Source organism: Alteromonas sp. G4i13, from assembly GCF_054960505.1.
In genome coordinates this window covers 83950-110284 of record NZ_JBHNYX010000014.1, presented here as the reverse complement: position 1 = coordinate 110284, position 26335 = coordinate 83950, and the positions used below count along the sequence as shown (strand labels likewise).

The window sequence follows — 26335 nt, the reverse complement described above, 5'->3', positions numbered from 1 at the left end:
CGATTAAAAGGCTTCCATTTAGACCAAAATTCGTACACCAAAGGTCAACAGGCCCTAACAATTATTCGTACTGACTCTCGCTCCAGCTAGCGAATATTACACAGGCCGACACACTATCAACCTTATCTTTAGTCAGTTTCTTATAGCCACCTAACTCAAACAGCATGGCTTTAGCGTCTGTGGTAGTCAGTCGCTCATCACAGGTGTCAACGGCCACTTTAAAACGCCCATGTAGACGGTTTGCAAATTTGCGGGCGCGTTGAGTCATCTCCTGCTCAGTACCATCCATATTAAGCGGTAAACCCACCACCACGATATGCGGTTGCCATTCTTCGTAAAGCTTTTCTATTAACGTCCAGTCAGGAATACCGTCTCGTGCCTTCAGCGCTGCAAGAGGGGAAGCCGTACCGGTAATTTCCTGACCTACCGCCACGCCAATGCTTTTGGTACCAAAATCAAACGCAAGTACCGTACGATTTCCTATATCAGGCATGTCCCGCTCCCGGTGCTAGCTGCCATACATCCACACCGAGTTTATTTACTGTTGCTTGCCATTTCTTGTGCATAGGCGTGTTAAACAGAATTTCTTCGTCAGCTTCGATGGTGAGCCATGCGTTTTCCTGCATTTCCTTCTCAAGCTGACCGGCTGTCCAGCCCGCGTACCCCAAAGCAATCAAAACGTCTTCAGGGCCTTCATCATTGGCAATAGCAGTCAAAATGTCCTTGGAGGTGGTCACCATAACCCCTGGTGCAAGCTTTAAGCTAGATGCCCACTCTCTTTGCGACGAGTGCAGCACAAATCCTCGCTCTTGGCTTACAGGACCGCCAGCCAGCACGATTTGCTCTGCTTTGTCGTCAGACACAGTGAGTTCTTTATCAGTCTGTTCAAGAAGCTGCTTCACGTTCATGGTAGAGGGTTGATTTACTACAATACCCATAGCACCTTCAGCGTTGTGTTCACAAATATAAATGAGTGAGCGAGAAAAATACGGATCGTCCAAACTAGGCATCGCGACCAGAAAATGATTTTGTAGGCTTTTTAATTCCGTCATAGTTTGTCTTTTATCTACTATCTTTTGCTCTGTGAGGGCCTTTACACTATTGAAGCTAAAGGCGCTCTATCCACTCATATTTGCTTTTTACGATACGAACTGCACTGTGTTACCAATACAACCTTACTTTATTTACTGGCTAAGCGCTTTTCAATGGCGTCAAACAGCGCACCCATTATATTAACATCGTAAGCTGCTTCTATTTCTCTTACGCAAGTTGGGCTAGTAATGTTTATTTCAGTAATTTTGCTGCCAATAACATCAAGTCCTACAAATAAAATGTTATTTTCCTTGAGCGTTGGCGCGATGGCTTCGGCTAGGGCGCGGTCAGAATCTGAGATTGGCTGAGGGCGTCCTGTACCGCCAGCGGCTAGGTTACCTCTGGTTTCCCCTTTTGTAGGCAGTCGCGCTAAGCAGTACGGCATGACTTCACCATCAACGATGAGTACGCGCTTATCGCCGTCTTTAATCTCTGGAAGGTACTCTTGTACCATCATGTAGCGCGTGCCTAACTTGGTTAGGGTTTCAATAATAACGCCTAAGTTATTGCCATCAGGCTTCACTCTAAAGATAGACGCGCCACCCATACCGTCTAAGGGTTTGCAAATAATGTCTTGGTGCTTGGCGTGAAACTCACGGATAAGCGCTTGGTTGTTCGTGACTAAGGTATTGGGAATGTGTTCTGGGAAGTACGACGTAAACAGCTTCTCGTTGTAGTCGCGAAGCGCTTGAGGGTTATTTACAACTAGCGCTCCCGCGTCCTGCGCAAGCGACAGCACCTGAGTCGCATACAAAAACTCGCTGTCAAAGGGTGGATCTTTGCGCATGAGTAACACATCAATGTCGCCTAAATGCAAGGTCGACTCGTCTTCAATGGTGTAGAAATCTGTAGCTTGATCCTTGACCGATACGGTTTTACCTAAACCCATAGGCTTACCATTGTCTAAATACAGGTCTTTTAATTCAAAATATACAACCTTTGCACCGCGGCGCTGAGCTTCAAGCATCATCGCAAAGCTTGTATCTTTATGTGGCTTAATGCTCGCGATGGGGTCCATAATTACGCCAACGGTATATTGCATAATGTTTTCACCTTGAATGTTGATAAAATGCCGGCTCAGATGGCCCAGCTGATTGTAATCATATATGGGGGCACACCTGAATTCTTCAAGTTACTGAGCTAGCACTATGCTTGCTATATAGCTGCCTAAAATACTGACTTAGAAGTCGCCGTGCTGAGCTTGAAGAATACTTAGGCTTGTAATTGCCGCTGTCTCGGTGCGCAAAATACGTGGGCCCAAACTTACCGACTGATAACCGTTTTCGTTTGCCTGATGAATTTCTGTTTCAGATAACCCACCTTCAGGGCCAATAAGCAAACGAAAGCCTTGAGCATTATAAGGTTGTCTTGCCAAGCTTTGCTCTGCGCCAGGTGCGAGAACTAATCTTGTGGTATTGGTTGAAGACGACAACCATTGATTAAGACTAACCGGGGCGTTGAGCGCGGGAATAATGTTGCGACCGCTTTGTTCACAGGCGCCAATAATGATCTTCTGCCATTGCTGAATTTTCTTTTCCCAGCGCGACTCGTCGAGTTTAACCGTACAGCGTTCAGTGATGACGGGCGTTATTTCTGATACGCCAAGTTCCACGCTTTTTTGTAGCACGGTATCCATTCTATCGCCTTTAGATACCCCTTGACCTAAGTGCAAATGAAGCGGGGACTCTTTCGCTAGCGATAAACAAGCGTCGGCTTCAACCGTCACTTTTTTTCTTTGAACGCTAATAATTTGCGCACTGTATTCATTGCCGTCGCCATTAAAAAGCACAATAGGGCGATTGGGCTTTATGCGCAGTACCGTCGCGATGTGATGACCGGCGTCTTCAGTTAACTCAAACTCTTGTTCTAACGGGACTGGGTTGGGGTAATAAACTCTTGGTATACGCATAACAAATCAGATGTGTAGTTTTAACGCGTATAATACGTGTGTGGATACAGGTTGCAATGCTGTCGACAACATCGCGTAAGTAAATATGCAAAAACTTACGCAAACGACAGCATGCTGCCTATTTAAGAATCACATGACTCACTCTCTAGGCCGCGGAAGGCGAAGAGTTTCTCGAAGTAGATTTCAACACGTTGGATGAAGACTTCGATTGGGCTGCTGGGCGGTAGTCCGCTCTTGCGTACTTAGTATGTTTTCCTTTATCGGTGCGCAGTGAATATAAAAATAAACACAAAACCACCGAAAACAGGGTTATGAGAAGCAACATGCGTTAATCCTTTACGTGACATAGTTTGCTAAAGCTCCTTCATGAAGTTGCTCAACACACACTGATGAGGCGTAGTGAACAGTCAACTTTCATGAGACTTTAGTCTAAAACTTTGAGGCTAAAAAATCATCAAAAAAAATGTCTTATAACTCGGTAACTTCCAAAAAATGGAAAAAAAACACAAAGCGCATTTAAGCTTCGTGCTGAAGGATGCGCTTGTTGAGTGACAAGCGTGTGACAAGCGAATATAAAGTGTTCATTTTTTGTTTTTTCATTCTAGCGCCTGTGTGCCACCTATACGGCATAGAAACTTGTCGATTTAGAGCCACTAAACCGTCAAACACCCGCCTTGCTTAGATGGCCAGCAAACCGCTGCAAAAATGTACAAGAAAGGACAGTGGATCCTAAAGTAAAACAAATGAACTTCCTCTACTTTTGTATAATGCTAACGCTTTTAAATACCCATGTAGCTTAGACTTTAGAGCAAATTTACTGTGTTTGAGCCCATATTATATTGGTCTTAAATCAAATAGCTGCTACCGTATTTCAGCAATTATCAACTAACCATGACAAGGACCATATTATGGAAGAAAAACTTTCGCTTTTTTCTGCAAGCGATGTTGAAAGGTACATAAACGATTACGCCATCCCGTGGGGGATTAACATTCTGATGGCAATCGCGATTTATGTAATAGGTAGGATCGTAGTTGGTTTCATTTTATCTGTATTTAGACGCCTAATGGCCAAGTCTAAATACGACAACATGCTAGTGGACTTCCTGGAAGCTATCCTTAGCGCCATTCTAATGCTGTTTGTTATTGTCGCTTCGCTTGATCAGCTAGGCGTAGATACAACGTCATTAGTTGCTATATTAGGTGCTGCTGGTTTAGCTATTGGTTTGTCATTGCAAGACTCGCTTAAGAACTTTGCAGCTGGCGTAATGCTTCTGGTTTTCAAACCATTTAAAGCGGGTGATTTTGTCGAAGCTGCAGGTACTGCTGGTTCGATTGTTAAGATTGGTATTTTCACTACAACAATGAACACACCAGACAACAAAGAAATTATTGTTCCAAATGGCAATATTTACGGTGGCAACATCACTAACTATTCAGCAAGAGACACGCGTCGCGTAGACATGGTTGTTGGTATTGGTTACGACGCTGACCTTCTCAAAGCGAAAAGAATTCTTGAAGAAATGGTGGCGGCTGATGAGCGTATTCTTGCAGAGCCAGCGCCTAAAATTGCAGTATCTGAACTGGCGGACAGCAGCGTGAACTTTATTGTTCGTCCATGGGTGAATTCTGCCGATTTCTGGGGTGTTAAATTCGACTTCACTGAAAACGTTAAACTGCGTTTTGATGAAGAGGGTATTTCAATTCCATTCCCACAAATGGATGTACATCTTCACAAAGCAGACAGCGAATAATTTCGTTGGTTTCAAACAAAAAACGCTGCATTTCGCAGCGTTTTTTTTATTCTAAGATTAAGTGCGACGTAACACGCCGCGATTACGAACGTTTTAACTCTCGCTGAGCGGGGTAATGGCCTATGCGGAATAGCATTACATACTTTTAGCGACAGTTCGGGCGGTAAGCAGTAGCTTGATAGTCTGCATAGGCGTTAGGCATGTTCGCTTGTAAATTATCAATTCTGGTTTGAGGTGCTGGGTGAGTCGACAAAAGTTCCATTGGGCGGTTGCCGCCGCTTGCTGCGTCCATGTTTTGCCACAAGTTTACAGATTGTCTTGGGTCAAACCCAGACTTCGCCATTAGCTGAAGACCAATGACATCGGCTTCAGATTCATGAGTTCGGCTAAAAGGAAGTTGGACACCGACTTGAACACCTAATCCGATCGCAGCCATGATGGGACCCGACTGAGGCACTTCATTCGCGGCTAAAACTTGGCCTACCGCCTGACTGCCCATATTTATCAATGTTGACTGCGACATTCTCTCATTACCATGCTCTGCAATAACATGACCTACTTCATGGCCAATGACAGCAGCAAGTTGATGCTGGTTTTCTGCAACGTTGAGCAAGCCTGTATAGACACCAATTTTTCCACCGGGTAGCGCAAATGCGTTAACTTGTTCATCGTCGAATACAACGACTTCCCATTGTCCATTGAATACCGTGGCTGGTACTTGAGCAGTGATGGCATTTGCAACGCATTCTACGTAAGAATTTTGAACCGCTTTATTCGAAATTTTTAATTCTTCTTTCATGCCCGTGAATGCCTGATCACCCATTTGCGCGAGCTGAGTTTCAGAATAGAGCAACACTTGATTTCTACCCGTAGGAGATGTTGCACAGGCTGTTAAAGTAAGCGCTGCGGCAATAACTGCCGAAGCTGTGAATTTCAATTTCATGGTTAATCCTTTTTAATAACTGAATGTTCTCGCTTCGCTCACTTTTGCGCGCTAAAGCACTATCCCATTCAGTTTATACGTCTATTTGGCAATATTAGTATCAGATAGTGCTTATAAATAAAACTATACCTTTGAAAAAGCGAAGCGTGTTCCGCTGTTAAGCTAAACCGTTTTTCCTTACACGCCGAGGGATCTTGAAATATATGCTTACAATTGCATGAGCGAAGTGTGATTACTTTGAGCCTACTGCTCCGTGCTGTCCATATTTAAAGCGGCGTGTGTGCCATCTATTGTTATAGAAAAGTTACGCGCTTTTGCCTATTTAATATTTGTGTCATAAACTGATTCTAATTTATACATAGAAGTTACATAAAATTTCTGGTGTACTAAGGTTAGGGATCCCTGTTTTCTTCCTTCGCTTTGCGAGAACAAGGTGGAAAAATCCTTGGGTTTCTCGAGCCTCATAACGTACGACAAAAATACAAATAAAAAGGAAATCAAATGGCAGTGCGTAATAAGTTTAAATACGGGTTACTTGCATTTTTAGTATCAGCGGCGCTCACGGGATGTGGCCTTGACGGTGACGACGGTGCGCAGGGCGAAACAGGAGCTCAAGGACCTCAGGGTGAACAAGGTGACCCAGGGACAGACGGAAGTGATGGTACCGATGCGTCAATCGGCATTGCAATGGATATCGTTGGTCGTGCTTTCTTAGGCAATCAAACGGCCGCAGAAATTGTTCAGTACCATGCTGAGACCAATACGATTTACGCGACAAACGGCGAGACGAATACAATAGCAGTTATTGATGCCTCTAGCGTAAGCACGGCTACTATGGCTGATCCGATAAACACCACTACGCTAACGCTTACCACTATCGCACTGCCTGCCGATATAAATGGTGTGACTTTAGGTAGCTTAACAAGCATTGCGGTTAGCGGTGACCTTATGGCTGTTGCCGTACCTGCAGACGTTAAAACTGATAACGGTTATGTGTTGTTCTACAACGGGCTAGACAGTTCTGCTCCAGCCTTTTTAGATTCTGTCGAGGTTGGCGCCCTACCGGATATGGTCACTTTTACGCCAGATGGTGGCAAAGTGTTGGTAGCGAACGAGGGTGAGCCTTCTGATGACTACACCATTGACCCTGAAGGTTCTGTTAGCGTCATTAATATTCTTGCAAGTGGTGAGCCAGAAGAAACGGGGACGACCGTTGGCTTTACTGCTCTAAACGGTACTGAAGCAGACTTGATGGCGCAGGGAATGATGTTTCCTAACCCAGCAGGACGCACGATTAACGGCACGGCGATTACCTCAACGGTAGCGAAAGATCTGGAACCAGAATACATCACCGCTACTAACGACGTTGCATACGTTAGTCTTCAGGAAAACAATGGCCTTGCGATTATTGACTTGGAAGAGTTAACGGTAGATGTCGTCGGCCTAGGAACTAAGTCTTGGGCTGGACTTAATATTGATATCCAAGAAAATGATGCGGTGAGTTTTGGTCAGTACACAGGTATTTATGGTGTATACCAGCCTGATACCATTGCTAACTTTACATGGAAGGATGCGACTTTCATTCTTACCGCTAACGAAGGCGATGCCCGTGAGTACTTCTTTGACGCTGCTGATGAGGCGGCATGTACTGCTGCAGGTGGTGTTGATTTTGACGAAGATGATGGCTGTCTAGCTTATACAGACGAAGTTAAAGTAGAAGATCTTACCGCTGCCGCCAACTCTGAATTAGCTATGCTACAGGCGACAGGTGAAGCGGACGACTTACGTGTAACTTCAGCTATGGGTGATGCTGACGGAAACGGCGAGTACGATGCAGCGTACGCTTACGGTGCACGTTCATTCACAATCTGGGATCAAAACGGTTTAGTGGTTTATGACTCGGGTGATGATTTTGAACGTATTACAGCGTCGGTTCATGGGGCGCAGTTCAACAATGGTGACGATGAAAATGCAAGCGACTCGCGCTCAGAGAATAAAGGTCCAGAGCCAGAAGCGTTAACCGTGGGTCAAGTTGGCGATCGCACTTACGCGTTTATCGGCACAGAGCGCATGGGCGGTATTTTCGTATACGACGTTACTAACCCTTATGACGTTCAATTTGCAGAATATGTAATTAACCGTGACCTAACCGAAGGTTTGACAAGCGACGATGTCATTGGTGACTTAGCGCCAGAAAGCCTGGTTTTTGTTAGCGCTGAAGACAGCCCAAGCGGTGTGCCTCTTCTTGTTGTAGGCAACGAAGTTAGCGGCACAGTAACGGTGTGGCAAATCAACCAGCTGTAAGCTCCCGCATTGATTACATGAAACCCCGCTTTGAAGCGGGGTTTTTTATTGGTAGCTTGCCAGACCTTCCCGAAGGGCGAGTTTTAAATGTCCTTACTCTTTGTTGTGTCACCTTGATGTAGAGCCACTATACCTGCGAAAACACGCCATGATTACGAACATTTTAAGTCTCGCTGAGTGGGTAATTATCTATGCGGACTGGTATTAAAAGGAGGAATAGAGCTTTCCTTGCGTTCACAATGGTTACACCGTTTAAGGATTAAGGTAAGCTATAACCCATAAAACGCAGTCGTATTTTTTAAGGTAAATACGATTAGGCTCAATTGCACTGGTATAGATGCGTTTAGGACACAGAGTAACGCAATGCTCAATACCGCCATAGTGCTATCAAATAATAGAGAATGCCTATGTCTCAGCAAGTTGTGATTAGTGGTGTGGGTGTATGGCACCCTAAAGACAGTATAACTAACGAAGAGCTAGTAGATAGCTACAATGCTTACGTAGATGCGTTTAACGAAGAAAATAAAGCGCAAATCGAATCAGGTGATGTAGCAGCAATGCCTTATTCAAGTGCAGAGTTCATCGAAAAAGCATCAGGAATTAAAAGTCGCTACATCTATCAAAAAGAGGGTGCGCTAGACATCACTCGAATGAAGCCTAAGATTGCCCCTCGAGCAGATGACGAACTTTCTCACCAAGCTGAAATTGCCGTCGAAGCAGCCAAGTTAGCTCTGGCATCCGCCAATGTTACGGCCGATGAAATTGATGCTGTGATTGTGTCGTGTGCATACACCCAGCGTGCTTATCCTGCGATTGCAATTGAAGTACAAGAAGCTCTTAATATTGAAGGGTTTGGTTTCGATATGCTAGTTGCTTGTTCTGCAGCAACGTTCGGTATGCATCGCGCCTATGAAATGCTGAGCGCGAAAAATGCGACTCGCGTGTTGGTTATTAACCCTGAGTTGGTCTCACCGCAAATTAACTACGCTGATCGCGACAGTCACTTTATTTTTGGCGATGTGGCTACGGCGACGGTGCTTGAGCTTGCTGAAACCGCCAAAAGTGAGCACGTGTACGACGTGCTAAGCACCAAAGCATTGACGAAATTCTCAAACAATATTCGTTCTAATTTTGGTTACATGACACGTGCCGAAGACGTTGATCCGTATGGACCTGATAAGCTGTTCCATCAAGCGGGTCGCAAAGTTTTCAAGGAAGTGTGTCCATTGGCAGCAGCGCATATTGAAGCGCATTTAGCGAGTCACGACATTACGCCAGAAGGCGTCAAGCGTTGGTGGCTTCACCAAGCTAATATCAATATGAACACCTTGATTTGCAAACGCCTGTTAGGTCGCGATGCTGACCGTACCGAAGCGCCAATTGTGTTAGACGAGTTTGCCAACACTGCTTCTGCGGGTTCTGTGATTGCGTTTGGTTTACACCATGAAGACCTGGTTGCCGGTGACGTGGGAGTACTTTGCTCTTTCGGTGCAGGGTATTCAATTGGCTCACTAGTGATCCGTAAACGATAGTTTTTATCATAGCGCGGGCGATGCCTGCGCACCGTACCTAGCTAAAAACGTTATGTGCTGTATATCGAAGGTTTCAGGGACGTTGCATCAATGCGCCTCCCTGTATTTCATCTCCTAAATAATGATAATAAAGGTGAGATAAAAGGATGATTTCAGATGTAGGCTATGGGTTAAATAGTCTGGCGCACTTAGCCCTTTTATTGCTGTTGTTAACGGTACGCAAACCCGGCGTAGCCAAGCATTTATTGGTATTGGCGACCGCAGCCACCTTTTTATGGTCCACAACCTTAATCACTTCGTTATTTGGACCTATCTCGCTAAGCTGGTTACTCAGTGCTGACGTACTTAAGCAGCTCGCATGGCTACTCTTTTTGGCTGGCTGTATACAGACCAGCTTTAGCAACATCTTCGACGTGCTAAAACGCCCTGTAACGTTAATTATTATTGCCCCCGCACTAGCAGCTTTGCTAGCTCCTTATCTATTGGTAGTAAATCCCGCGTGGAGCTTTCTTGTATTGATCGTGCTGTCATTAGAAGTGCTTGTTCTTCTAGAAGTTGTGTATCGACAGGCGGGGCGTGAGCAGTGGGCGTTTAAACCAATCATTATTTATCTGGGCGCAACCAACCTGTTTGAGTTCGTTACCTATGCAAACGCTACCATGGTTAACCAGGTGGAAATTGGCTACATAGCGGCACGAGGCTATATTTACTTCTTGTTAATGCCCTTACTCGTCATATCGATTCGACGAATTCATCACTGGGGCATTGATATCTTTATCTCGCGGGACGTGGTGTTGCACAGCTCTCTACTCTTAGTGGCGGGCGGTTATCTTTTTGTGATGGCTGTTGTCGGCTATGCCATAAATTATATGGGAGGCAACTGGGGAGCGACGGTTCAAATCATATTGGTTGTGATGTCATTTGCATTGCTCGCCACTGTATTCTTGTCCAACGGCTTTCGCACTAAGATAAAAGTATTTATCACTAAACATTTCTTTGCGAATCAGTTCGACTACCGCGTTGAATGGGTGAAATTAACGCAGTGGTTAACGCGTGCAGGGGATACCTCATCAGATGTTTACCACGCTGGCCTAACAGGAATGCTTAACGCCATTCAATATGAGTCAGGCCTGCTGTTTAAAGTAACGCAGAATGGCTACGAATGCGTGGCTAAGGCATCACCTATTACAAACACTGCGTCAACAGATTCGGAAGAAAACAACGCTACCTGTACAACGTTGGAAACGCTTGCAAGTTACAGCGACAAAAATGGCTGGATCATTGATACGGACGCCTACCTCGTCAAACCATTCGACTACGAAGGGTTAAAGCTAGATAGAGATGCACTAAAAGCATGGGGCTACCAACTCTTCGTGCCTTTCTTAAAAGAGGGGAAGCTGTGGGGATTTGCTGTTCTCGCGTCAGGAGACAATGAAAAAATCACTTTAAATTGGGAAGTGAAAGACTATCTAACCGCCGTTTCTGAGCAAGTAGGCACGTACATGCAGCACCACGAGGCGGCTCAGGTGGTAGCTGAAAACGCCCAGTTTGCGGCGTTCAATCGAATGTCTGCGTTCGTTTTACATGACTTAAAAAATGTACTTGCTCAAGTCGACCTTATTCTTGCCAATGCTCAACAGCATAAACACAACCCTGAATTTATCGAAGACACCTTCGAAACCTTGGAGCATACTAAGGCAAGAATGGAAAAAATGCTCAAACAGCTGACTGATAAGAAGGCCGTTGAAGAAGGTGTAAACTCAGAATTTTTGATTTCGGAGCTGGCCAAAGATGTGGTCAACAACCGCTGTTCAGGTTTACGTCCGCTACCAACAGTTCATGTGCTAAAAGAAACGGCCGTGACGGTTGATAAGGATAAGGTGGCAAACGTGCTTTATCACCTAATCAGCAACGCTCAGCAGGCAACCGCAGATAACGGAGAAGTCGACGTGGTGATTACTGGAAATTCTGACAACAAATCGCAGCTAGTTTTGATAGAAGATACAGGGTCAGGTATGGATAAAGCGTTTATTGAAGAGCGACTATTCAAGCCATTTGATACCACGAAAGGCAATGCTGGTATGGGGATTGGTGCATATGATGCAAAAACATATATCGAGTCTATCGGTGGCAAACTAACTGTTCAAAGTGAACCTGGACGCGGTAGCTGTTTTACGCTGCATTTTCCGATAGGATAGGGTGTATAACTAAAAAGTGGATATTATCAAATCCACTCCCTTTCGATGGATGAAGTAGAATAATAGGATGATGAAATGACCGATACCATTTTGGTAGTAGATGATGATTTAGGTATCCAAAAGCAACTTAAATGGAGTCTTACCGATTACAACGTTGTTTTTGCGGACGATCACACATCTGCCATAGCCCAGCTCCGTCGTTTTGAACCTAAGGTTGTTACCCTAGATTTAGGGCTTCCGCCAGATCCAGCGAATGCGTCGGAAGGTTTACGTATTCTTCACGATATCATTGCGCTAGCGCCTAGAACCAAAGTTATCGTTGTTACAGGTAATAACGATAAACAACACGCATTAAAAGCAATCGATTTTGGGGCATACGATTTTTATCAGAAGCCTATCGATTCAGATACCATCAAATTATTGGTGCACCGTGCGCTTAACCTGTCTAAGTTAGAGCATGAGAATAGCATTCTTGCCCGCACCCGTTCTGGCATGTCCAGAATAGTGGGTAACAGCGAAGCTATTCAAAAAGTGGTACGTCGCGCTGAGAAAATTGCCAATACCGACATAAGCACCCTGTTACTTGGTGAAAGTGGCACAGGTAAAGAAGTTTTCGCGCGCAGTATTCACGAACACAGCCCTAGAAAAGACAAACCTTTCGTTGCTATTAACTGTGCGTCTATCCCAGAGAACTTACTAGAAAGTGAATTGTTCGGTTACGAAAAAGGGGCGTTTACTGGCGCGAACAAAACCACCGTCGGCAAGATAGAAACAGCACAAGGCGGAACACTATTTTTAGATGAAATTGGTGATATGCCCATTGGTCTGCAAGCTAAGATGCTTCGGTTTTTGCAGGAACGCGTGATCGAGCGCGTTGGTGGACGCAATGAAATTCCCGTTGATATACGCGTAATTTGTGCAACACACCGCGATTTACAGGCTATGGTGGCGCAAGAAACATTCAGGGAAGACTTATATTACCGTGTGGGGGAAATGCCGATCATGATCCCTCCATTACGTGAACGAGACCAAGACATTATTTTACTTGCACGTACGTTCTTGAATATTTATCGCGAAGAATTCAAAGCTAAAGCGAAGAGCTTTTCAGAAACTGCAGTTAACGCCATGCTCGCCCATAAATGGCCGGGCAACATTCGAGAAATGCAAAACAAGCTAAAGTCGGCGGTTATTATGGCTGAAGGTACGGTAATTCAACCTGACGATTTAGGCTTGATGCCTGTAGATGCCCATGATGAGCCTGAAACGTTGAATCTGCGTGAAGTGCGAGAAATTGCTGAAAGTCGAGCTATTCGCCGAGCCTATCAAAAAGCAGATAAAAATATGTCGAAAACGGCAGAATTACTTGGCGTCACTCGTCCCACGTTGTATTCGCTCATTGATAAGTATCATATGGAAGACATCAAAAATAGCGACTAGGGTAGACATGACTACCAAACAGGTGAGAAATGTACTTCTCACTTGTTGATATCTGGGCGAACTCGCAGTTCGCCTTTATCCTTGTTTACTCACCTAAAAGACAAACTGGCAGTGAGACTCTGCTAAGACGTCATGACCGCTGAAGGTCACCTCAACCGACACTTGGTTAGAGCCACGCTCAACAAAGATAACGCTCCCACAAATGTTACACACGTGGTGGGTTTCGTCATTAGCCTCGTGTAGTTCCGCTAGCGCTGACGGTGCACAGTCAATAACCAGCTGCTCTTTTTCAATTGTAACGCGCAGTTCACTGGTATCTGAATGGCTTAGCGTTTCGTCATCGGCGTCAAGCTCTCCGATATGATCAATTTCATATTGAATTGCTTGGCAGCTGCAGCTTCCTCTGTACATATCTCTATTCCTCTACTGCTATTTCTCGAGGGTCTCCGGCCATTTGATACTTGCCACGTTGTTGAACGATGTGGCAATTCTCGAACCAGGAAAATTAAACTTCGTATCTAGTGGAGTGGGGTATTCCCTTGGAGTTTTAAGCGTTTCGATTACGCCAACCCATCCATTTCTCCCTGATAATTTGGTGGCATACAGCGCGTAATCGATAACGGCGAATGTGCGTTTCCACGCGGTATCAAAGTCTTCCTCTTTATCTGGAGGAAGCAGCGAAAAGCCAATGCTACAAGTAATATTGATTGGTTTTTCTAAGCCGATATCAAAAGGAGTGTTTGCGACCATTTCTCGGCAGCGCTCGGCAACCTCAGGGAGCTCTTCACGAGTAGATTGGCGACAAACCACCAAAAACTCCTCGCCTCCCCATCGAATAATTAAATCCGTTTGTCTGAACACCTCTTTGAGGACATTGGCAAACGCTGATAGCACTTTATCGCCGGCAATATGCCCATAGTCGTCATTGACGCGCTTAAAGTGGTCGATATCAATAAGTAAGCAAAGTAAGTCTTGTTTCGTCTTTCCTGTACTGGGGCTTTGTTTTGCCGAGAACTGGCTGCGCCTTATTTCACCGGGAAGCTGCGATTCGAGGTAGTGCCTATTGTACAAACCCGTTAACGGATCGCGCAGGCTTACCTCTTCTAGCGTTTTATAGGCTCTTTCCAGTTCTTGATTTTTTTCTTGAAGATTTAGTGTTTGCTGGCGTACTTCTCTGCGCAAAATAATCGTTTGCTGACGTTGTTTGTAGCGGCTCCACACTAAAAACGTCAATAGTAACGCTGCTAATGATATGCTCCAAAAAAGCGTCGTCTGCAGGTTTTCTCGCTCAGCTTGCGCTAACGCCAGCTGCTTGGACTCTTCCAGTTTCTCCAACGTCCTAGATTGCCTCACAAGCTCAATCTCAGCCTGCAGACCTTCAACGGCAGACTTGTTTTCTGAATCAAGTAGTACCTCACGCAGCTGCTGCATAACAGATTGAATATCTAAGGCTTTTTTGAATTCGCCTAGTGATACAAAGGCGCTTAGCTGTAACGAAAGAAAACTAAGTTGTCCTCTAAGGTCTCTATTTTTTCTCGCGTCAATGGTACCCGTGCGGGCCTCTTCTAAGGCTAATTCGAAACTCTGCTCTTTCATATAGGCTTGCGCTAAAGCGAGTCTGCCTTCTTTGACCAATTTTGCCTGGCCCGATGAATCAGCAAATTGCATGGCTTCTTGCAATAACTCTCGCCCTTTAGCCGTATCGCCGTTTTCAACCAATGCTCTTCCCAATAGCATTTCTGCTTCGGCTATGGCCCCTACATCAGAGGTGGATAGCAGGAGTTCAAGACCTTCGTTAATTGCTTTTATCGCTTGGTCTACAGAGCCTGTTTTGAGAGACAGGGCACCAATACGAGTTTTGATCACACCAAGTAATCGGGTTTCCTGTGTTTCCTCGATACTATTGAAAGCGTCTTGGTAGTAGGTATGAGCCAACGTTGCTTGGTTGAGCAAACTGTATATCTCACCGATGCGCAGCAACGTAACACTCATTTCATTGGCCATGTTATTTTCACGAAAATAACGTAGCGCTTGCTTTAACGGCTCCAAAGCGGTTTCAATTTCGCCTTGTTCTTGTTGAATTATGCCTAGCTCAAGGTTCAATTGAGCCTTAAGTAATTCATTACGCTCAATTTGAGCAATAGACATAGCGCGATGCACATAAGTCAATGCAATAGCATAATTTGAAAGGTGTCTTTCTGAGGTAGCTAGTTGTAATAGCGTTGACGCCATTTTGTTTAATTCACCATTTGTGGTGTAGCGCTCTAAGGCGGCATTAAAAATGGCTTTTGACACCTCAAAACGCGATGCGTTTTGAAGTAAGAGTCCCAGGGCAGAAAATGTATCAGCAGGCATTTGCTGCTGTTGTAGCGCTTGCTCTAAAAGCAACAGTGCCTTGCTATCGGCGTCAGCATATTGCTTGGCATTTAAAAGATTCTCGACATCAGCAATCTCCGTATTGAAAAGCTCGAACGCTTCTACCGTTTTTACCTGTGCGCCATGCACAGCAATTAGCAGGGCACACACCAGCACGCGCACGGTGCTAAATCCTTCACGGCCCATTCGATTGTATCTCCTATACACTGTCAGAACATGCTGTCGGTGAGTATCTCAGTAGGCTAACGCCAAGGCAACATCATTATTGTGAAGGATAAAACGAATGAAATACGTATTTGGATTTATACTTTAGTCTAATTTATGCTGTTATTTTCAATCCACTCTCGAATCAGTGCAGACTTGGCTTTACCTGTCTTTTGGGCAATGTTTGCAAGTTTTTCAATACATTGCGGTGTTAACGTAAAGGTAGCATGTCGCATACCTTCTGATTTTGCAGGCTTTCTTATCGGCACAACGCGGTCTGTACGAACGTCTTTTAGATCGTTTTTTGCCGCCGATGGTTGCTTTTTATCCACTTTACCTTGGGCATAAAGCAGCGCATCGTCGATAAAATCTTCTACAGTTCGTAGATTGGGCTTAGCTAACGGCTTCGACTTTTTGAGGTTGAGTAAACTCATAAGCATCCTCCACTTTCCCAGCTAATAGCTCTTCAAACAAGGTTCTTATTTCTGTGGCCGCTTTACCTTCTGGTTCACTCTCAATAACTGACTGCCCCGACTCTTCTGAATCGTCATACATGTTTCTACTGAAGGTAACAGAGTTTAGGACGGGAATACCAAATGAGCGACACACTTCTTTGGCCTCTAGAATACGGTTTGCCAGGCTAGGTAGAGAAGGGCACTGTGTGATAACGAATGCGGCGTTCATTTTCGGGTTAACCATTTTACAGGTAGATAAGATATCTTCCATGTGAGGTACCGTTTTGAGATCGCGACGTTTGGGTCTAAGTGGAATCAGTATATGGTCAGCAACAGCCATTGACGAGCGAAGCGCTAGGTTATCTTGTCCACCACAGTCTATTACAACGTAATCGTAATACTGACGCAGGCTAAGTAATTCGTTACGTATTTTACCGTATAACTGAACACAGTTAATTTCAGCGAGACGAGGGATAGCTTTACGCTCTTGGATCCAGTCTGAGGTCGTTCGCTGCGGGTCACAGTCGACCATTAACACCTTGGCACCTTTTTCAGTGCGAAGATACACTGCAATGTTTTGTGCCAGGCAGCTCTTTCCGCTACCGCCTTTTTCTCCACCAACCAAAATAATCATGGTGATAACCCTCGAATATCGCTTATGTTAAAATACTGAGCGTTACGGTGGGTCGTGAATGGTGTCACGACCGTACCTAACCTCCACTCAAAGCATAGGCAGGCTATCAGCTAGGTTCAGCATCAAAATCGATATTAACGAATGTAAGACAATACCTATTGATTTGTGCAAAAACTCATTCTAGTCTTCTTACTTTATAATTGAGATTACCGATAAGAGGTTGTTATGTCAGAAAGTCGCTTCACTTCCAAAGAAGGCCAAAAAGTACCTAGCGTTTCATTTCCGTGCAGAGAAGGTGAGACGTGGGTAACGAAAACGACAGATGAATTATTTTCTGGCAAAAATGTTGTGGTCTTCTCACTTCCAGGTGCTTTTACACCAACCTGTTCTTCTACCCACCTGCCTCGCTATAACGCTTTAGCGAAAAAGTTTGCGAAACACGGCATTGATGAGATTGTTTGTGTATCGGTAAACGATACTTTTGTTATGAATGCATGGGCCGCAGATCAAGAAGCCGCTAACATAACCGTTATTCCCGACGGTAACGGAGAATTTACCGATGGCATGGGTATGCTAGTCGATAAAGCGGATTTGGGTTTCGGCAAAAGAAGTTGGCGTTACTCGATGCTAGTGAAAGATGGCGTGGTAGACAAAATGTTTATTGAGCCTGATGTAGCTGGCGACCCGTTTGAAGTGTCGGATGCAGATACCATGCTGGCTTACATTGCGCCAGAAGAGCAAACTAACGCGCCTGTTTCTATTATCACAAAACCGGGTTGTCCTTTCTGTGCTAAAGCGAAAAAACTGCTTGATGAAAAAGGCTACGAGTACGAAGAAATCGTGTTGGGTAAAGATGCATCACTAACCAGCTTAACGGCGATTAGCGGTCGTGAGACTGTGCCGCAGGTCTTTATCGGTGGTAAACATATCGGTGGTTCTGACGATCTAGAGGTTTACTTTAGCTAACGTAATATACGTATTAATCGTCACAAGAAACGGGAGCATGGTAAACTGCTCCCGTTTTTTATTAATTATCCGTAGCGGAGAATAATAGTGTCATCGAAGTTTTTTGTAAAAATGCTCATAGGTATTGTTGCGCTTTTAGGTGTAAATATGGCTATAGCCGCAAATTTATCTATACCCGATACGAGCGAAATGAAAAGCAGAAGTTTTTCAGACCTTCAAAATCAGTTCAAAGCATTTTACGAAAAAGAGTGGGGCCAAACCCAGCCGTGTAGAGAAACGGCACTCAATCGTTTTTCGGTATGCAGCAACGTATTGCGCAATGAAGGCAATTCGCCTTTCATGCTGACCAACAAATCAAGCAGCAAGGTGGCAGTGCTTATCCACGGCTTAAGCGACTCACCTTTCTTTATGCGTGAAATCGCCAACATCTTATTTGAACAGGGTTTTACTGTAGTCGTGCCGCTTTTGCCTGGGCATGGTAAACGAGATGCCGATGATGACATGTCTGACTGGGATTTAGCTGAGCGCTGGCAGGGGCATGTTGATGAAGTCATTAAATTGGCTGATAGCATGGGTGATACTTTGCTTATAGGTGGCTTCTCTACAGGTGGTGCGCTGGCGGTTGAACATTATCTGGATAGTGCAGGAAGCGAAGTAAATAATATTGATGGTCTTATGCTATTTTCTGGCGCGCTGGCGCTGTCTGATAATGCTGAAAGTATGTCTCGAATTTGGGGCATTAAACTTTTAGCCAGAATTATTGATGGAACCTATCAAACTCATGGCCCCAACCCTTACAAGTATCCAAATGTGGCAGGTTTAGCAGGGTTGGAATTGATGGATTTAATAAACATCATTCGGGACAAAGTCGAGGAAGGACAGCAAATTGAAGTGCCACTATTTGCCGCTCACTCTCAAGCTGATGTAACCACGCCAATTCGCGGCATAGAGCAGTTAATGGACGCAAGTGAAGGTCCGAATACCTTTTTTGTTATTGATGAGTCTTATGCATTGTGCCACGCAGACTTAGTCGTTAGTCCTCGACTGCTTAAACAAATGAATTTCAATGCAAACATGGTTAATCAGCAAGAAGAGTGTGCGGTACCTAAAGCAAACCCCTTGTTCCCGACCATGAGCTTGATGTTGCAGGATTATTTGTCGCAATTCTAGAAGGTTGGAGCCAGTATGCGCTATAAGTGAGCTTTACTGGCTCTCGACAACAAGCTATTATTTAACCCATATTATCAATGACACAGAAACCCTTTGAGTAGCACTTGAGCAAGTTTCAGTTTGGTTTAGCGCCTAAATGGTATAAAGAATCTAACGTCAATTCGTTAGTTTTTATATTCTTCTTGATGATGTCCCTTGTGTCATCAGGTCGCGCCGTGTCTGTTGAACATACTTTCAACCACACTCATTCTGTATCTGCGATGGCAGAGAATTCTGTTTCGTCTCATGCTTCTCATTCAACTTATTTGTCAGATGCAGAGGGTAACACCTACGCAAAAAACGGTGTAATTAGAAAGCCTGCGGGACCATCCGAATTCTCGAATACACATTGCCAACATCAGGGAATGTCATCGCAAGATGCGGCATTAACTGCAAATAGCAATGCAAACACAATGAGTCAAGTCGGCGATGCAGCGTTTGATAGCGCAAATGAACAACATGCCTTGTTGCAAGGATGAGTGTAACTGTCCTGCCGATCACTGTTTAAATCTAAGCGCAACCGCGCTTTTACAGCCTACTTTCGAGACCGAAGTATTGGTAGCGAGAATGGCGGCCACTGCCCCTGTTTTAGGACAGTGCAAAACCCTTCATTTTGGGCAGTTTCGCCCACCTAAATCACTGCTCACAGCATAGATCTATCTTGCGGATTTGTTTCGCATAGGGATGTATTTTATCTAACGAAGTCCTTACTTCGATTTAAAGTGCCTCTAACCTTTTTATCTCTGTAACGCGTGGCACGCTTTTTTGCTAACTCCCTTTGTCAAAGGCAGCGAAAAGCAGACGAATTCAACACGCATTACGCTTGAAAAGTGATGTTACTCATGAGCATTTATTTGGTATCTAATAAAGAGGGCGTTAGCGCTGGTAGGCCCTGTAGCGCGAGCACAGTGTTTATCGTATTATTCGTGCTGACTTCTTTTCTCCTGTTTATAAAGCCTGCTAAGGCGCAACCGTTAAGCTTAGAACAAGCGCTGCAGCTAGCTATTCAATACGACCCTTTGCTTAAAGGGAATGCGCATCGAAAGGATCGCTTTAATGCAGAAGCTGAAGCGTCATCATATTGGGCAAACCCTCAGGTTTCAGCGTCTGTACAAAACTTGCCTACCGACGGCTTCGCATTTGACCAAGAGCCTATGACGCAATTTAAAGTTGGTTTGAAGCAGCAGTTACCGCGAGGCGATGAAAACCTCTACAGCCGGCAAAAGTATCAGGTTATGGCTGATCAAATGTCCGTAGAGAGCCAAGCGAGAAAGGCGTGGCTTAAACGTGAAGTTACCCTTACTTGGTTAGATTGGGTCTATGCAACACGTCGCATTGGATTATTGGACAAAGAGAAATCATTGCTTACTCAGCTACTCGATTTTACTGACTCCAGATACAGTCAAGGCGTTGGTGCAGCGGCGCAGCAAGACATACTGCAAGTGCGCTTGGCATTGTTGTCACTAGACGACAAATATGTGCAGGCCTACCAGCAAAAAAATGAAGCGAGATCGGCACTTTCAAAATGGTTTGGTGCGCCGCTAGATGACTCTGTAAGCGCACCGCTGGCTCAATCAACGCAAGAATCAACGCCTTCTTATCCAAAGCGTATCGAGCTCGATGCTATCTTAAACGACAGCAACCTCAGCCTTTCTTCGTTCTTAACGGTTATTGAGAGCAGTGAGCCTTTTTCAATACTACAGCATCATCCTGAGGCTATGCTGCTTCAAATTCAGACCCAGATAGAAGCGCAAAATGTGAACATAGCGCGAGAGCAAACTAAGTCTCAGTGGGCATTTGAAGCAAGTTATGGATACAGACAAGACGCGCAAAATGGCGCAAGCCGAGCTGATTTTGTGTCATTGGGTGTTCAAGTAGACCTTCCGTTTTTCAACAAATCTCGTCAAGACGCTTCAATAGCGGCGGCGGCTTCCAAAATGAGTGCGTCTGAAACGGACTTCCGCTTGAAAGTGAACGAGCTTGCCGCGAATGCAGAGGTGCTTAAATCACGCTTGTCAGCGCTAAGTGAGCGCAAAGCGCTTTATGAAACGGCGTTAATTGGTGAAACACAGCAACTTTCTGAAGCTGAACTGACAGCTTATACCACAGACACCGGTGATATTAGTGATGTTGTTAATGCCAATCTCAAGCAAGTACAGGTACAGGATGATTTACTCAAAATCGACATCGAGCGCGCCAGGACACTGGCGTCACTTGCTTATTTGTACCTGCCCACTCACGCCCATTTTTCGAATAAAGAGTAGTTAATATGACATCTTCAACTCCCCCTGCTCCAGATACAAAAAGCACACTATTAAAAGGTTTGCTAATAGGTCTGCTATTTGGCGGCCTGTTAGCGTACGGCTTGGCTTCATTATTATTGCCTGATTCATCAAAACACGGACATGGTGAAAGTGCCCACAGCGGAGTAAACACCCACAGCGACGAAACTGATAACAAAGCCCCTTTATATTGGGTAGCGCCTATGGATGACAGCTATCGCCGTGACAAACCGGGAAAGTCACCGATGGGAATGGACTTGGTGCCCGTATACGCCAATGACGAAGCAACATCTGCGAAAAGTAATGAGCGTACGCCTGGTACCGTAATGATTCCGCCAAATGTACAGCACAATATAGGGGTTAAAGTCGCGCCCGTTACCATAGGAGCACTTCAACAGACCGTAACGGCGGTGGGCAACGTTGCTTACGATGAAGAGAGTATTGTGCACATCCACCCTAGAGTGTCAGGTTGGGTCGACAGGCTTTTCATTAAATCTCAAGGTGAGCAAGTAGAAGAAGGACAGGCACTTTATACCCTGTATTCGCCAGAATTAGTTAGCGCACAAGAAGAATACGTTTTAGCTATTAAGCGAGGAGACGCACGTTTAATTGATGGCGCAGCCGAGCGCCTAAGAACTCTGGGGCTATCAAAAAGCGTTATTGAAGCATTGCAAAAAACTAGACGAGTAACACAAACCGTCACATTTAACGCGCCGCAAAGCGGTGTGGTAGAAGCGCTGAATATCAGGGAAGGATTTTACGTTCAGCCCGGGACAACCTTGATGAGCATTGCACAGCTAGATACGGTGTGGGTGATTGCCGAGGTGCCTGAAAAGTACGCGCAAATTATAGCGCCTCATAATAGCGCTGTGGTTACCCTTGATGAAATGGACCATGCGTCCGGAGCTAAATGGGAAAGCCACGTAGAGTATATTTATCCGTCTTTGTCAGAAACAACGCGAACCCTGAAAGTGCGCATACCGCTAAACAATAACAACCACACGTTAAAGCCCAATATGTTTGCCCACGTTGGAATAAAGCCTACTCAACGCAAGGCGGCATTACTGGTTCCTCGCAGTGCCGTTATTCGCACGACTGAGGGCGCAAAAGTGGTACTCAGTGATGGCGATGGCAACTTTAAGTCGGTACGCGTAACGCTGGGGCAAAGCGATAGTACACATTTTGAAGTCGTCGAAGGCTTGCTGCCAGAGGATGATGTGGTGGTATCAGCACAATTTTTGATTGATTCAGAGTCGTCGAAAAGCAGTGACTTTGAGCGAATGAAAGCGCCCGATCACCAGGCCACGACAACAGGTACAATTGAGGCAATTGAATTGCCAGCTGACACCGAAACGAATGGCGCTTCGAATAACGCAACGTTAGTAATCGCTCGCGGGCCGATTGAAAAATGGGGGCGGGGACCTGCGACAATGTCATTTGCGGTATCAAAGCATATTGACTTATCTCAGTTTAGTGAAGGTGACAACATCATGTTCACCTTTGTGACTGGCGAAGAGTTCACGGTTATTGATATGCGTAAACATAGTGAACATGCAATGGACAAGGGCATGGTGCATGACTCAGGTCACAGTAATCATAAACATGATGCGGGCGAGCGGAAGGGCAATGGAGAACAAAGCGATGCTCACGAGTCGATGGTTCATAAGTCAATGGTTCACAAGTCGGCAGAACAAAAATCGATAAATCATAAGGAGCATATGCACCATGATTGAATCGGTAATTCGCTGGTCGGTAAACAATAGAATACTGGTATTGCTGAGCGCTATTATGCTCAGTATTGCTGGTGTCTGGGCGGTGAAAAACACCCCCGTCGATGCTATCCCTGATTTATCTGATGTCCAAGTTATAGTGAAAGTAAACTATCCCGGTCAGTCGCCGCAAGTGGTGGAAGATCAGGTGACGTTTCCTCTCACCTCTGCGCTAATGTCAGTGCCTGGCGCACAGACGGTGCGAGGGTATTCATTCTTCGGCGATGCCTACGTATATATTATCTTTGATGACGATACAGACATGTACTGGGCTCGAAGCCGTGTTCTGGAATACCTAAGCCAGGCGTCTTCGCAACTTCCAGAAGGCGTGACACCTCAGTTAGGTCCAGATGCGACAGGGGTAGGTTGGGTTTACATTTATGCGTTGGAGAACGATGCTAGTCAGCCAAATGCGCTAGATGCTGGTGAGTTAAGGGCGTTGCAAGACTGGTTCTTGAAGTTTGAGCTTCAGTCAGTTGAAGGCGTATCTGAAGTGGCGTCTATTGGAGGGATGGTTAAACAATACCAAGTTATTGTCGACCCTGAAAAATTACGTGCCTACAACATTCAGCCATCCATGATAGAAATTGCCCTTAAACGGGGTAACCGCGCGTCAGGCGCTTCGGTTATTGAAATGGCCGAGGCAGAGTACATGGTTAGTGCGCAAAGCTACATTCAGGGCATTGACGACATACTGTCGTTGCCTACAGGCGTTATCAAGGACGGCGTTAGCATAACGATTAATGATGTAGCACAAGTGGTAGAAAGCCCGTTGATGCGCCGCGGTATTGCTGAACTAAACGGGAATGGCGAAACCGTGGGTGGCATTATAGTGATGCGCTATGGCGAAAACGCAAAAGCCACTATCGATGCGGTTAAAGCTAAGCTGGATTCATTAAAAGCGAGCTTGCCGGAAGGGGTGAATATCGTTCCCGTGTACGATCGCTCCACCCTTATTGATAAGTCCGTCGATACCCTCACCAATAAGTTGGTGGAGGAATTGCTGGTCGTTGGTTTGGTATGCGCTATCTTCTTGTTTCACTTACGCTCATCTATGGTTGCGCTAATCAGTTTGCCTATTGGTATTCTCGCCGCGTTTATCGTAATGAAGCTGCAGGGACTTAATGCCAACATCATGTCTTTAGGTGGCATTGCTATCGCTATTGGTGCAATGGTGGATGGCGCTATTGTTGTGGTTGAAAATTTACACAAGCACATTCATCAGCATGCTGTTTCATCAAGTCAGGGAGCCTCAGCGAGTCAAAGGGATTCAGCGAGTCAAAGGGATTCAGCAAGTCAGGTTGGGTCAGGGAGTGCCCAGTCGCAAACATCTATACCAACTTCTGCAAAGCTTTCGGCAGCCAAACGTTGGGAACTGGTGATTAAGTCGACCACCGAAGTTGGTCCAGCTTTATTCTTTGCGCTCCTAATTATAACCGTATCCTTTATTCCTGTTTTTGCATTGGAAGCGCAAGAAGGTCGTCTTTTTGCGCCTCTTGCCTTTACCAAAACCTATGCCATGGCAGCAGCTGCGGCGCTGGCAATTACTTTAGTTCCTGTGCTGGCGGGTTATTTCGTACGCGGAAAAATACGATCTGAAGCCCAGAACCCGGTAAATCGAGCTTTAGAACGTGTGTATCAGCCATTGCTAACGCGGCTGCTTAACTACCCACTGCTCACCTTGGCGGGGGCATTTTGCTTATTGCTTTCCATGTACTGGCCGTTAAACCAACTAGGTAGCGAATTTATGCCCGAACTGGACGAAGGCGATTTGATGTATATGCCTACTACCTATCCGGGTATTTCAGTGGGTAAAGCCAGAGAGCTTTTACAGCAGACGGACAAGCTTATTGCAACCTTGCCCGAGGTTGAAACGGTATTCGGGAAAATTGGACGCGCAGATACGGCCACAGACCCTGCACCATTGACGATGATTGAAACCTTCATTCAGCTTAAACCGAAAGCCCAGTGGAGGGCGGGCATGACCACTGAAAAGCTCAAAGAAGAGCTTAACGCTCTGGTGCAATTTCCAGGGCTGACCAATGCGTGGGTAATGCCAATTAAAACCCGTATCGACATGTTGGCAACCGGGATAAAAACCCCTGTTGGGATCAAGATTGCGGGGCCTGACCTAGCAGGCATTGAAGCCATAGGAAAGGATACTGAGATACTGCTTAAAGACCTGCCCAATACAGCATCAGTATACGCTGAGCGTGTGGTGGGTGGCCGTTACGTTTATATCGATATCGACAGGCAGTTGGCGGCGCGCTACGGCATGACGATAGACGATGTTCACGGTATTGTAGGCTCGGCAGTGGGCGGCAAAGTGGTTACACAATCAGTGGAAGGGCGTGAGCGTTTTCCTATTGCCATGCGCTTTTTACAGCACTACCGCGATACGCCTGAATCTTTAGCATCCATGCCTTTCGTCACACCAAGCGGTGTTCACATTACCCTTGGCGATGTGGCGACCGTGCGTATTGACGACGGGCCGGCTGGGATTAAAAGTGAAAATGCCCGATTAAACGGATGGGTATACATTGATATCTCGTCAGACTCAGCCACGGGTATTGACTTAGGGGGTTATGTAGATAGCGCAAAACGTCATTTGTCAGAGCAACTTGATTTACCCACTGGATACTCCATTACGTGGGCGGGGCAGTTTGCTTACCTTGAGCGCGCGAAAGCAAAACTGTCGGTGGTTATACCGCTAACGTTAGCCATTATCTGCCTTTTGCTTTATCTGGCATTTAAACGCCTTCGCGATGTGGCACTCATACTCGCGACCTTACCGTTGGCGCTGGTGGGCAGCGTATGGTTGCTTTATCTTCTTAACTTCAATCTGTCGGTGGCGGTAGGTGTTGGGTTTATTGCCTTAGCAGGTGTAGCGGTAGAAATAGGCGTTATCATGCTGGTCTATCTAAACCAATATGTATCAGATGCACTCACTAGCCACGAAACAGAAAATGGCAACACTAAAAAAGATGCGCTTGTGAAAAAGGCTATTGTCCATGCCGCCTCGGCAAGACTTCGCCCAGTTATGATGACATCGCTTTCAATTATTGTGGGCTTGTTGCCTGTGCTTTATGCCACTGGAACTGGTAGTGAAGTGATGCAGCGCATTGCGGCGCCTATGGTAGGCGGTATGGCGAGTGCACTGGTATTAACACTGTTGGTATTGCCAAGCGCGTTTTACTTAATTGTGTCACGCAAAAAATAATAGAGTTGAAAATACTATAGAGTAGATAAAGCATGGGGAAGCGATAACACGCTT

General features: G+C 45.5%; 20 protein-coding genes. 11 read left to right on the top strand and 9 right to left on the bottom strand.

The window, feature by feature from the left end:
• Nucleotides 1-61: 61 nt before the first annotated feature.
• The 4 genes from ruvX to ACFI6J_RS09120 all read right to left on the bottom strand — a co-directional run bounded on the left by ruvX (nt 62) and on the right by ACFI6J_RS09120 (nt 3001).
• A complete protein-coding gene (gene ruvX, locus ACFI6J_RS09135; RefSeq protein ID WP_014980071.1) occupies nt 62-493 on the bottom strand; it encodes a Holliday junction resolvase RuvX in 432 nt (143 codons plus the stop codon).
• Complete coding sequence (locus ACFI6J_RS09130) at nt 486-1052, bottom strand: YqgE/AlgH family protein (protein ID WP_014950460.1); 567 nt, start codon at nt 1050-1052, stop codon at nt 486-488. The genes ruvX and ACFI6J_RS09130 overlap by 8 nt, the downstream gene beginning before the upstream one ends.
• 128 nt (nt 1053-1180) lie before the next feature.
• Nucleotides 1181-2134, bottom strand: coding sequence for a glutathione synthase (gshB, locus tag ACFI6J_RS09125; protein ID WP_014950459.1), 954 nt, complete (start codon nt 2132-2134; stop codon nt 1181-1183).
• A 138-nt stretch (nt 2135-2272) separates the two neighbouring features.
• Nucleotides 2273-3001, bottom strand: coding sequence for a 16S rRNA (uracil(1498)-N(3))-methyltransferase (locus ACFI6J_RS09120; RefSeq protein WP_348671034.1), 729 nt, complete (start codon nt 2999-3001; stop codon nt 2273-2275).
• A 908-nt stretch (nt 3002-3909) separates the two neighbouring features.
• On the opposite strand from ACFI6J_RS09120, the gene ACFI6J_RS09115 reads away from it, so the two are divergent.
• Nucleotides 3910-4752 carry a mechanosensitive ion channel family protein gene (locus ACFI6J_RS09115; protein ID WP_014950457.1) on the top strand — a complete coding sequence of 281 codons (843 nt, stop codon included), beginning with the start codon at nt 3910-3912 and terminating at the stop codon, nt 4750-4752.
• A 145-nt stretch (nt 4753-4897) separates the two neighbouring features.
• Here ACFI6J_RS09115 and ACFI6J_RS09110 read toward each other — a convergent pair whose 3' ends face one another.
• Entirely contained in the window at nt 4898-5695 is a 798-nt protein-coding gene (locus tag ACFI6J_RS09110; RefSeq protein ID WP_014950456.1) for a M48 family metallopeptidase, read from the bottom strand.
• A 501-nt stretch (nt 5696-6196) separates the two neighbouring features.
• Here ACFI6J_RS09110 and ACFI6J_RS09105 point away from each other — a divergent pair.
• From ACFI6J_RS09105 to prsR, 4 genes are all read left to right on the top strand, one after another.
• On the top strand, nt 6197-7999 hold the full coding sequence (locus ACFI6J_RS09105; RefSeq protein ID WP_014950455.1) for a choice-of-anchor I family protein: 1803 nt from the start codon (nt 6197-6199) through the stop codon (nt 7997-7999).
• A gap of 407 nt (nt 8000-8406) precedes the next feature.
• Complete coding sequence (locus ACFI6J_RS09100) at nt 8407-9531, top strand: beta-ketoacyl-ACP synthase III (RefSeq protein WP_348671035.1); 1125 nt, start codon at nt 8407-8409, stop codon at nt 9529-9531.
• Nucleotides 9532-9677: 146 nt separating this feature from the next.
• Complete coding sequence (gene prsK, locus ACFI6J_RS09095; RefSeq protein WP_462556196.1) at nt 9678-11729, top strand: XrtA/PEP-CTERM system histidine kinase PrsK; 2052 nt, start codon at nt 9678-9680, stop codon at nt 11727-11729.
• Nucleotides 11730-11804: 75 nt separating this feature from the next.
• Nucleotides 11805-13166, top strand: coding sequence for a PEP-CTERM-box response regulator transcription factor (prsR, locus tag ACFI6J_RS09090; protein ID WP_014950451.1), 1362 nt, complete (start codon nt 11805-11807; stop codon nt 13164-13166).
• A gap of 93 nt (nt 13167-13259) precedes the next feature.
• On the opposite strand, the gene ACFI6J_RS09085 is transcribed toward prsR, so the two are convergent.
• From ACFI6J_RS09085 to ACFI6J_RS09070, 4 genes are all read right to left on the bottom strand, one after another.
• Complete coding sequence (locus tag ACFI6J_RS09085) at nt 13260-13577, bottom strand: GFA family protein (protein WP_039227925.1); 318 nt, start codon at nt 13575-13577, stop codon at nt 13260-13262.
• Nucleotides 13578-13595: 18 nt separating this feature from the next.
• Nucleotides 13596-15728 carry a GGDEF domain-containing protein gene (locus tag ACFI6J_RS09080; RefSeq protein WP_156086819.1) on the bottom strand — a complete coding sequence of 711 codons (2133 nt, stop codon included), beginning with the start codon at nt 15726-15728 and terminating at the stop codon, nt 13596-13598.
• A gap of 128 nt (nt 15729-15856) precedes the next feature.
• Nucleotides 15857-16180, bottom strand: a complete 324-nt coding sequence (locus tag ACFI6J_RS09075) for a hypothetical protein (RefSeq protein WP_014950448.1) — start codon at nt 16178-16180, stop codon at nt 15857-15859.
• Nucleotides 16140-16835, bottom strand: coding sequence for an AAA family ATPase (locus ACFI6J_RS09070; RefSeq protein ID WP_156086818.1), 696 nt, complete (start codon nt 16833-16835; stop codon nt 16140-16142). Before ACFI6J_RS09070 ends, ACFI6J_RS09075 begins: the two co-directional genes overlap by 41 nt.
• A gap of 225 nt (nt 16836-17060) precedes the next feature.
• Between ACFI6J_RS09070 and ACFI6J_RS09065 the strand changes: the two genes are divergently transcribed.
• From ACFI6J_RS09065 to ACFI6J_RS09040, 6 genes are all read left to right on the top strand, one after another.
• The gene (locus ACFI6J_RS09065; protein ID WP_014950446.1) at nt 17061-17801 is read left to right on the top strand and encodes a glutathione peroxidase; all 741 of its coding nucleotides are present in this window, start codon (nt 17061-17063) and stop codon (nt 17799-17801) included.
• 84 nt (nt 17802-17885) lie between these two features.
• Nucleotides 17886-18971 carry an alpha/beta fold hydrolase gene (locus tag ACFI6J_RS09060; protein ID WP_348670408.1) on the top strand — a complete coding sequence of 362 codons (1086 nt, stop codon included), beginning with the start codon at nt 17886-17888 and terminating at the stop codon, nt 18969-18971.
• A 104-nt stretch (nt 18972-19075) separates the two neighbouring features.
• On the top strand, nt 19076-19489 hold the full coding sequence (locus tag ACFI6J_RS09055) for a hypothetical protein (protein WP_231506555.1): 414 nt from the start codon (nt 19076-19078) through the stop codon (nt 19487-19489).
• Nucleotides 19490-19852: 363 nt separating this feature from the next.
• Nucleotides 19853-21274: a TolC family protein gene (locus ACFI6J_RS09050; RefSeq protein WP_061486413.1), complete on the top strand. Its 1422-nt coding sequence runs from the start codon at nt 19853-19855 to the stop codon at nt 21272-21274.
• A 5-nt stretch (nt 21275-21279) separates the two neighbouring features.
• Nucleotides 21280-23025 (top strand): efflux RND transporter periplasmic adaptor subunit, encoded by a 1746-nt coding sequence (locus ACFI6J_RS09045; RefSeq protein ID WP_348670406.1) that lies wholly within the window; start codon nt 21280-21282, stop codon nt 23023-23025.
• Nucleotides 23018-26281 (top strand): efflux RND transporter permease subunit, encoded by a 3264-nt coding sequence (locus ACFI6J_RS09040; protein ID WP_462556184.1) that lies wholly within the window; start codon nt 23018-23020, stop codon nt 26279-26281. Before ACFI6J_RS09045 ends, ACFI6J_RS09040 begins: the two co-directional genes overlap by 8 nt.
• Nucleotides 26282-26335: the final 54 nt, after the last annotated feature.

Bases quoted from the DNA above. Each gene is read 5' to 3' on its own strand.
- ruvX (WP_014980071.1), bottom strand. From the start codon at position 493: ATGCCTGATATAGGAAATCGTACGGTACTTGCGTTTGATTTTGGTACC.
- ACFI6J_RS09130 (WP_014950460.1), bottom strand. From the start codon at position 1,052: ATGACGGAATTAAAAAGCCTACAAAATCATTTTCTGGTCGCGATGCCT.
- gshB (WP_014950459.1), bottom strand. From the start codon at position 2,134: ATGCAATATACCGTTGGCGTAATTATGGACCCCATCGCGAGCATTAAG.
- ACFI6J_RS09120 (WP_348671034.1), bottom strand. From the start codon at position 3,001: ATGCGTATACCAAGAGTTTATTACCCCAACCCAGTCCCGTTAGAACAA.
- ACFI6J_RS09115 (WP_014950457.1), top strand. From the start codon at position 3,910: ATGGAAGAAAAACTTTCGCTTTTTTCTGCAAGCGATGTTGAAAGGTAC.
- ACFI6J_RS09110 (WP_014950456.1), bottom strand. From the start codon at position 5,695: ATGAAATTGAAATTCACAGCTTCGGCAGTTATTGCCGCAGCGCTTACT.
- ACFI6J_RS09105 (WP_014950455.1), top strand. From the start codon at position 6,197: ATGGCAGTGCGTAATAAGTTTAAATACGGGTTACTTGCATTTTTAGTA.
- ACFI6J_RS09100 (WP_348671035.1), top strand. From the start codon at position 8,407: ATGTCTCAGCAAGTTGTGATTAGTGGTGTGGGTGTATGGCACCCTAAA.
- prsK (WP_462556196.1), top strand. From the start codon at position 9,678: ATGATTTCAGATGTAGGCTATGGGTTAAATAGTCTGGCGCACTTAGCC.
- prsR (WP_014950451.1), top strand. From the start codon at position 11,805: ATGACCGATACCATTTTGGTAGTAGATGATGATTTAGGTATCCAAAAG.
- ACFI6J_RS09085 (WP_039227925.1), bottom strand. From the start codon at position 13,577: ATGTACAGAGGAAGCTGCAGCTGCCAAGCAATTCAATATGAAATTGAT.
- ACFI6J_RS09080 (WP_156086819.1), bottom strand. From the start codon at position 15,728: ATGGGCCGTGAAGGATTTAGCACCGTGCGCGTGCTGGTGTGTGCCCTG.
- ACFI6J_RS09075 (WP_014950448.1), bottom strand. From the start codon at position 16,180: ATGAGTTTACTCAACCTCAAAAAGTCGAAGCCGTTAGCTAAGCCCAAT.
- ACFI6J_RS09070 (WP_156086818.1), bottom strand. From the start codon at position 16,835: ATGATTATTTTGGTTGGTGGAGAAAAAGGCGGTAGCGGAAAGAGCTGC.
- ACFI6J_RS09065 (WP_014950446.1), top strand. From the start codon at position 17,061: ATGTCAGAAAGTCGCTTCACTTCCAAAGAAGGCCAAAAAGTACCTAGC.
- ACFI6J_RS09050 (WP_061486413.1), top strand. From the start codon at position 19,853: ATGAGCATTTATTTGGTATCTAATAAAGAGGGCGTTAGCGCTGGTAGG.
- ACFI6J_RS09045 (WP_348670406.1), top strand. From the start codon at position 21,280: ATGACATCTTCAACTCCCCCTGCTCCAGATACAAAAAGCACACTATTA.
- ACFI6J_RS09040 (WP_462556184.1), top strand. From the start codon at position 23,018: ATGATTGAATCGGTAATTCGCTGGTCGGTAAACAATAGAATACTGGTA.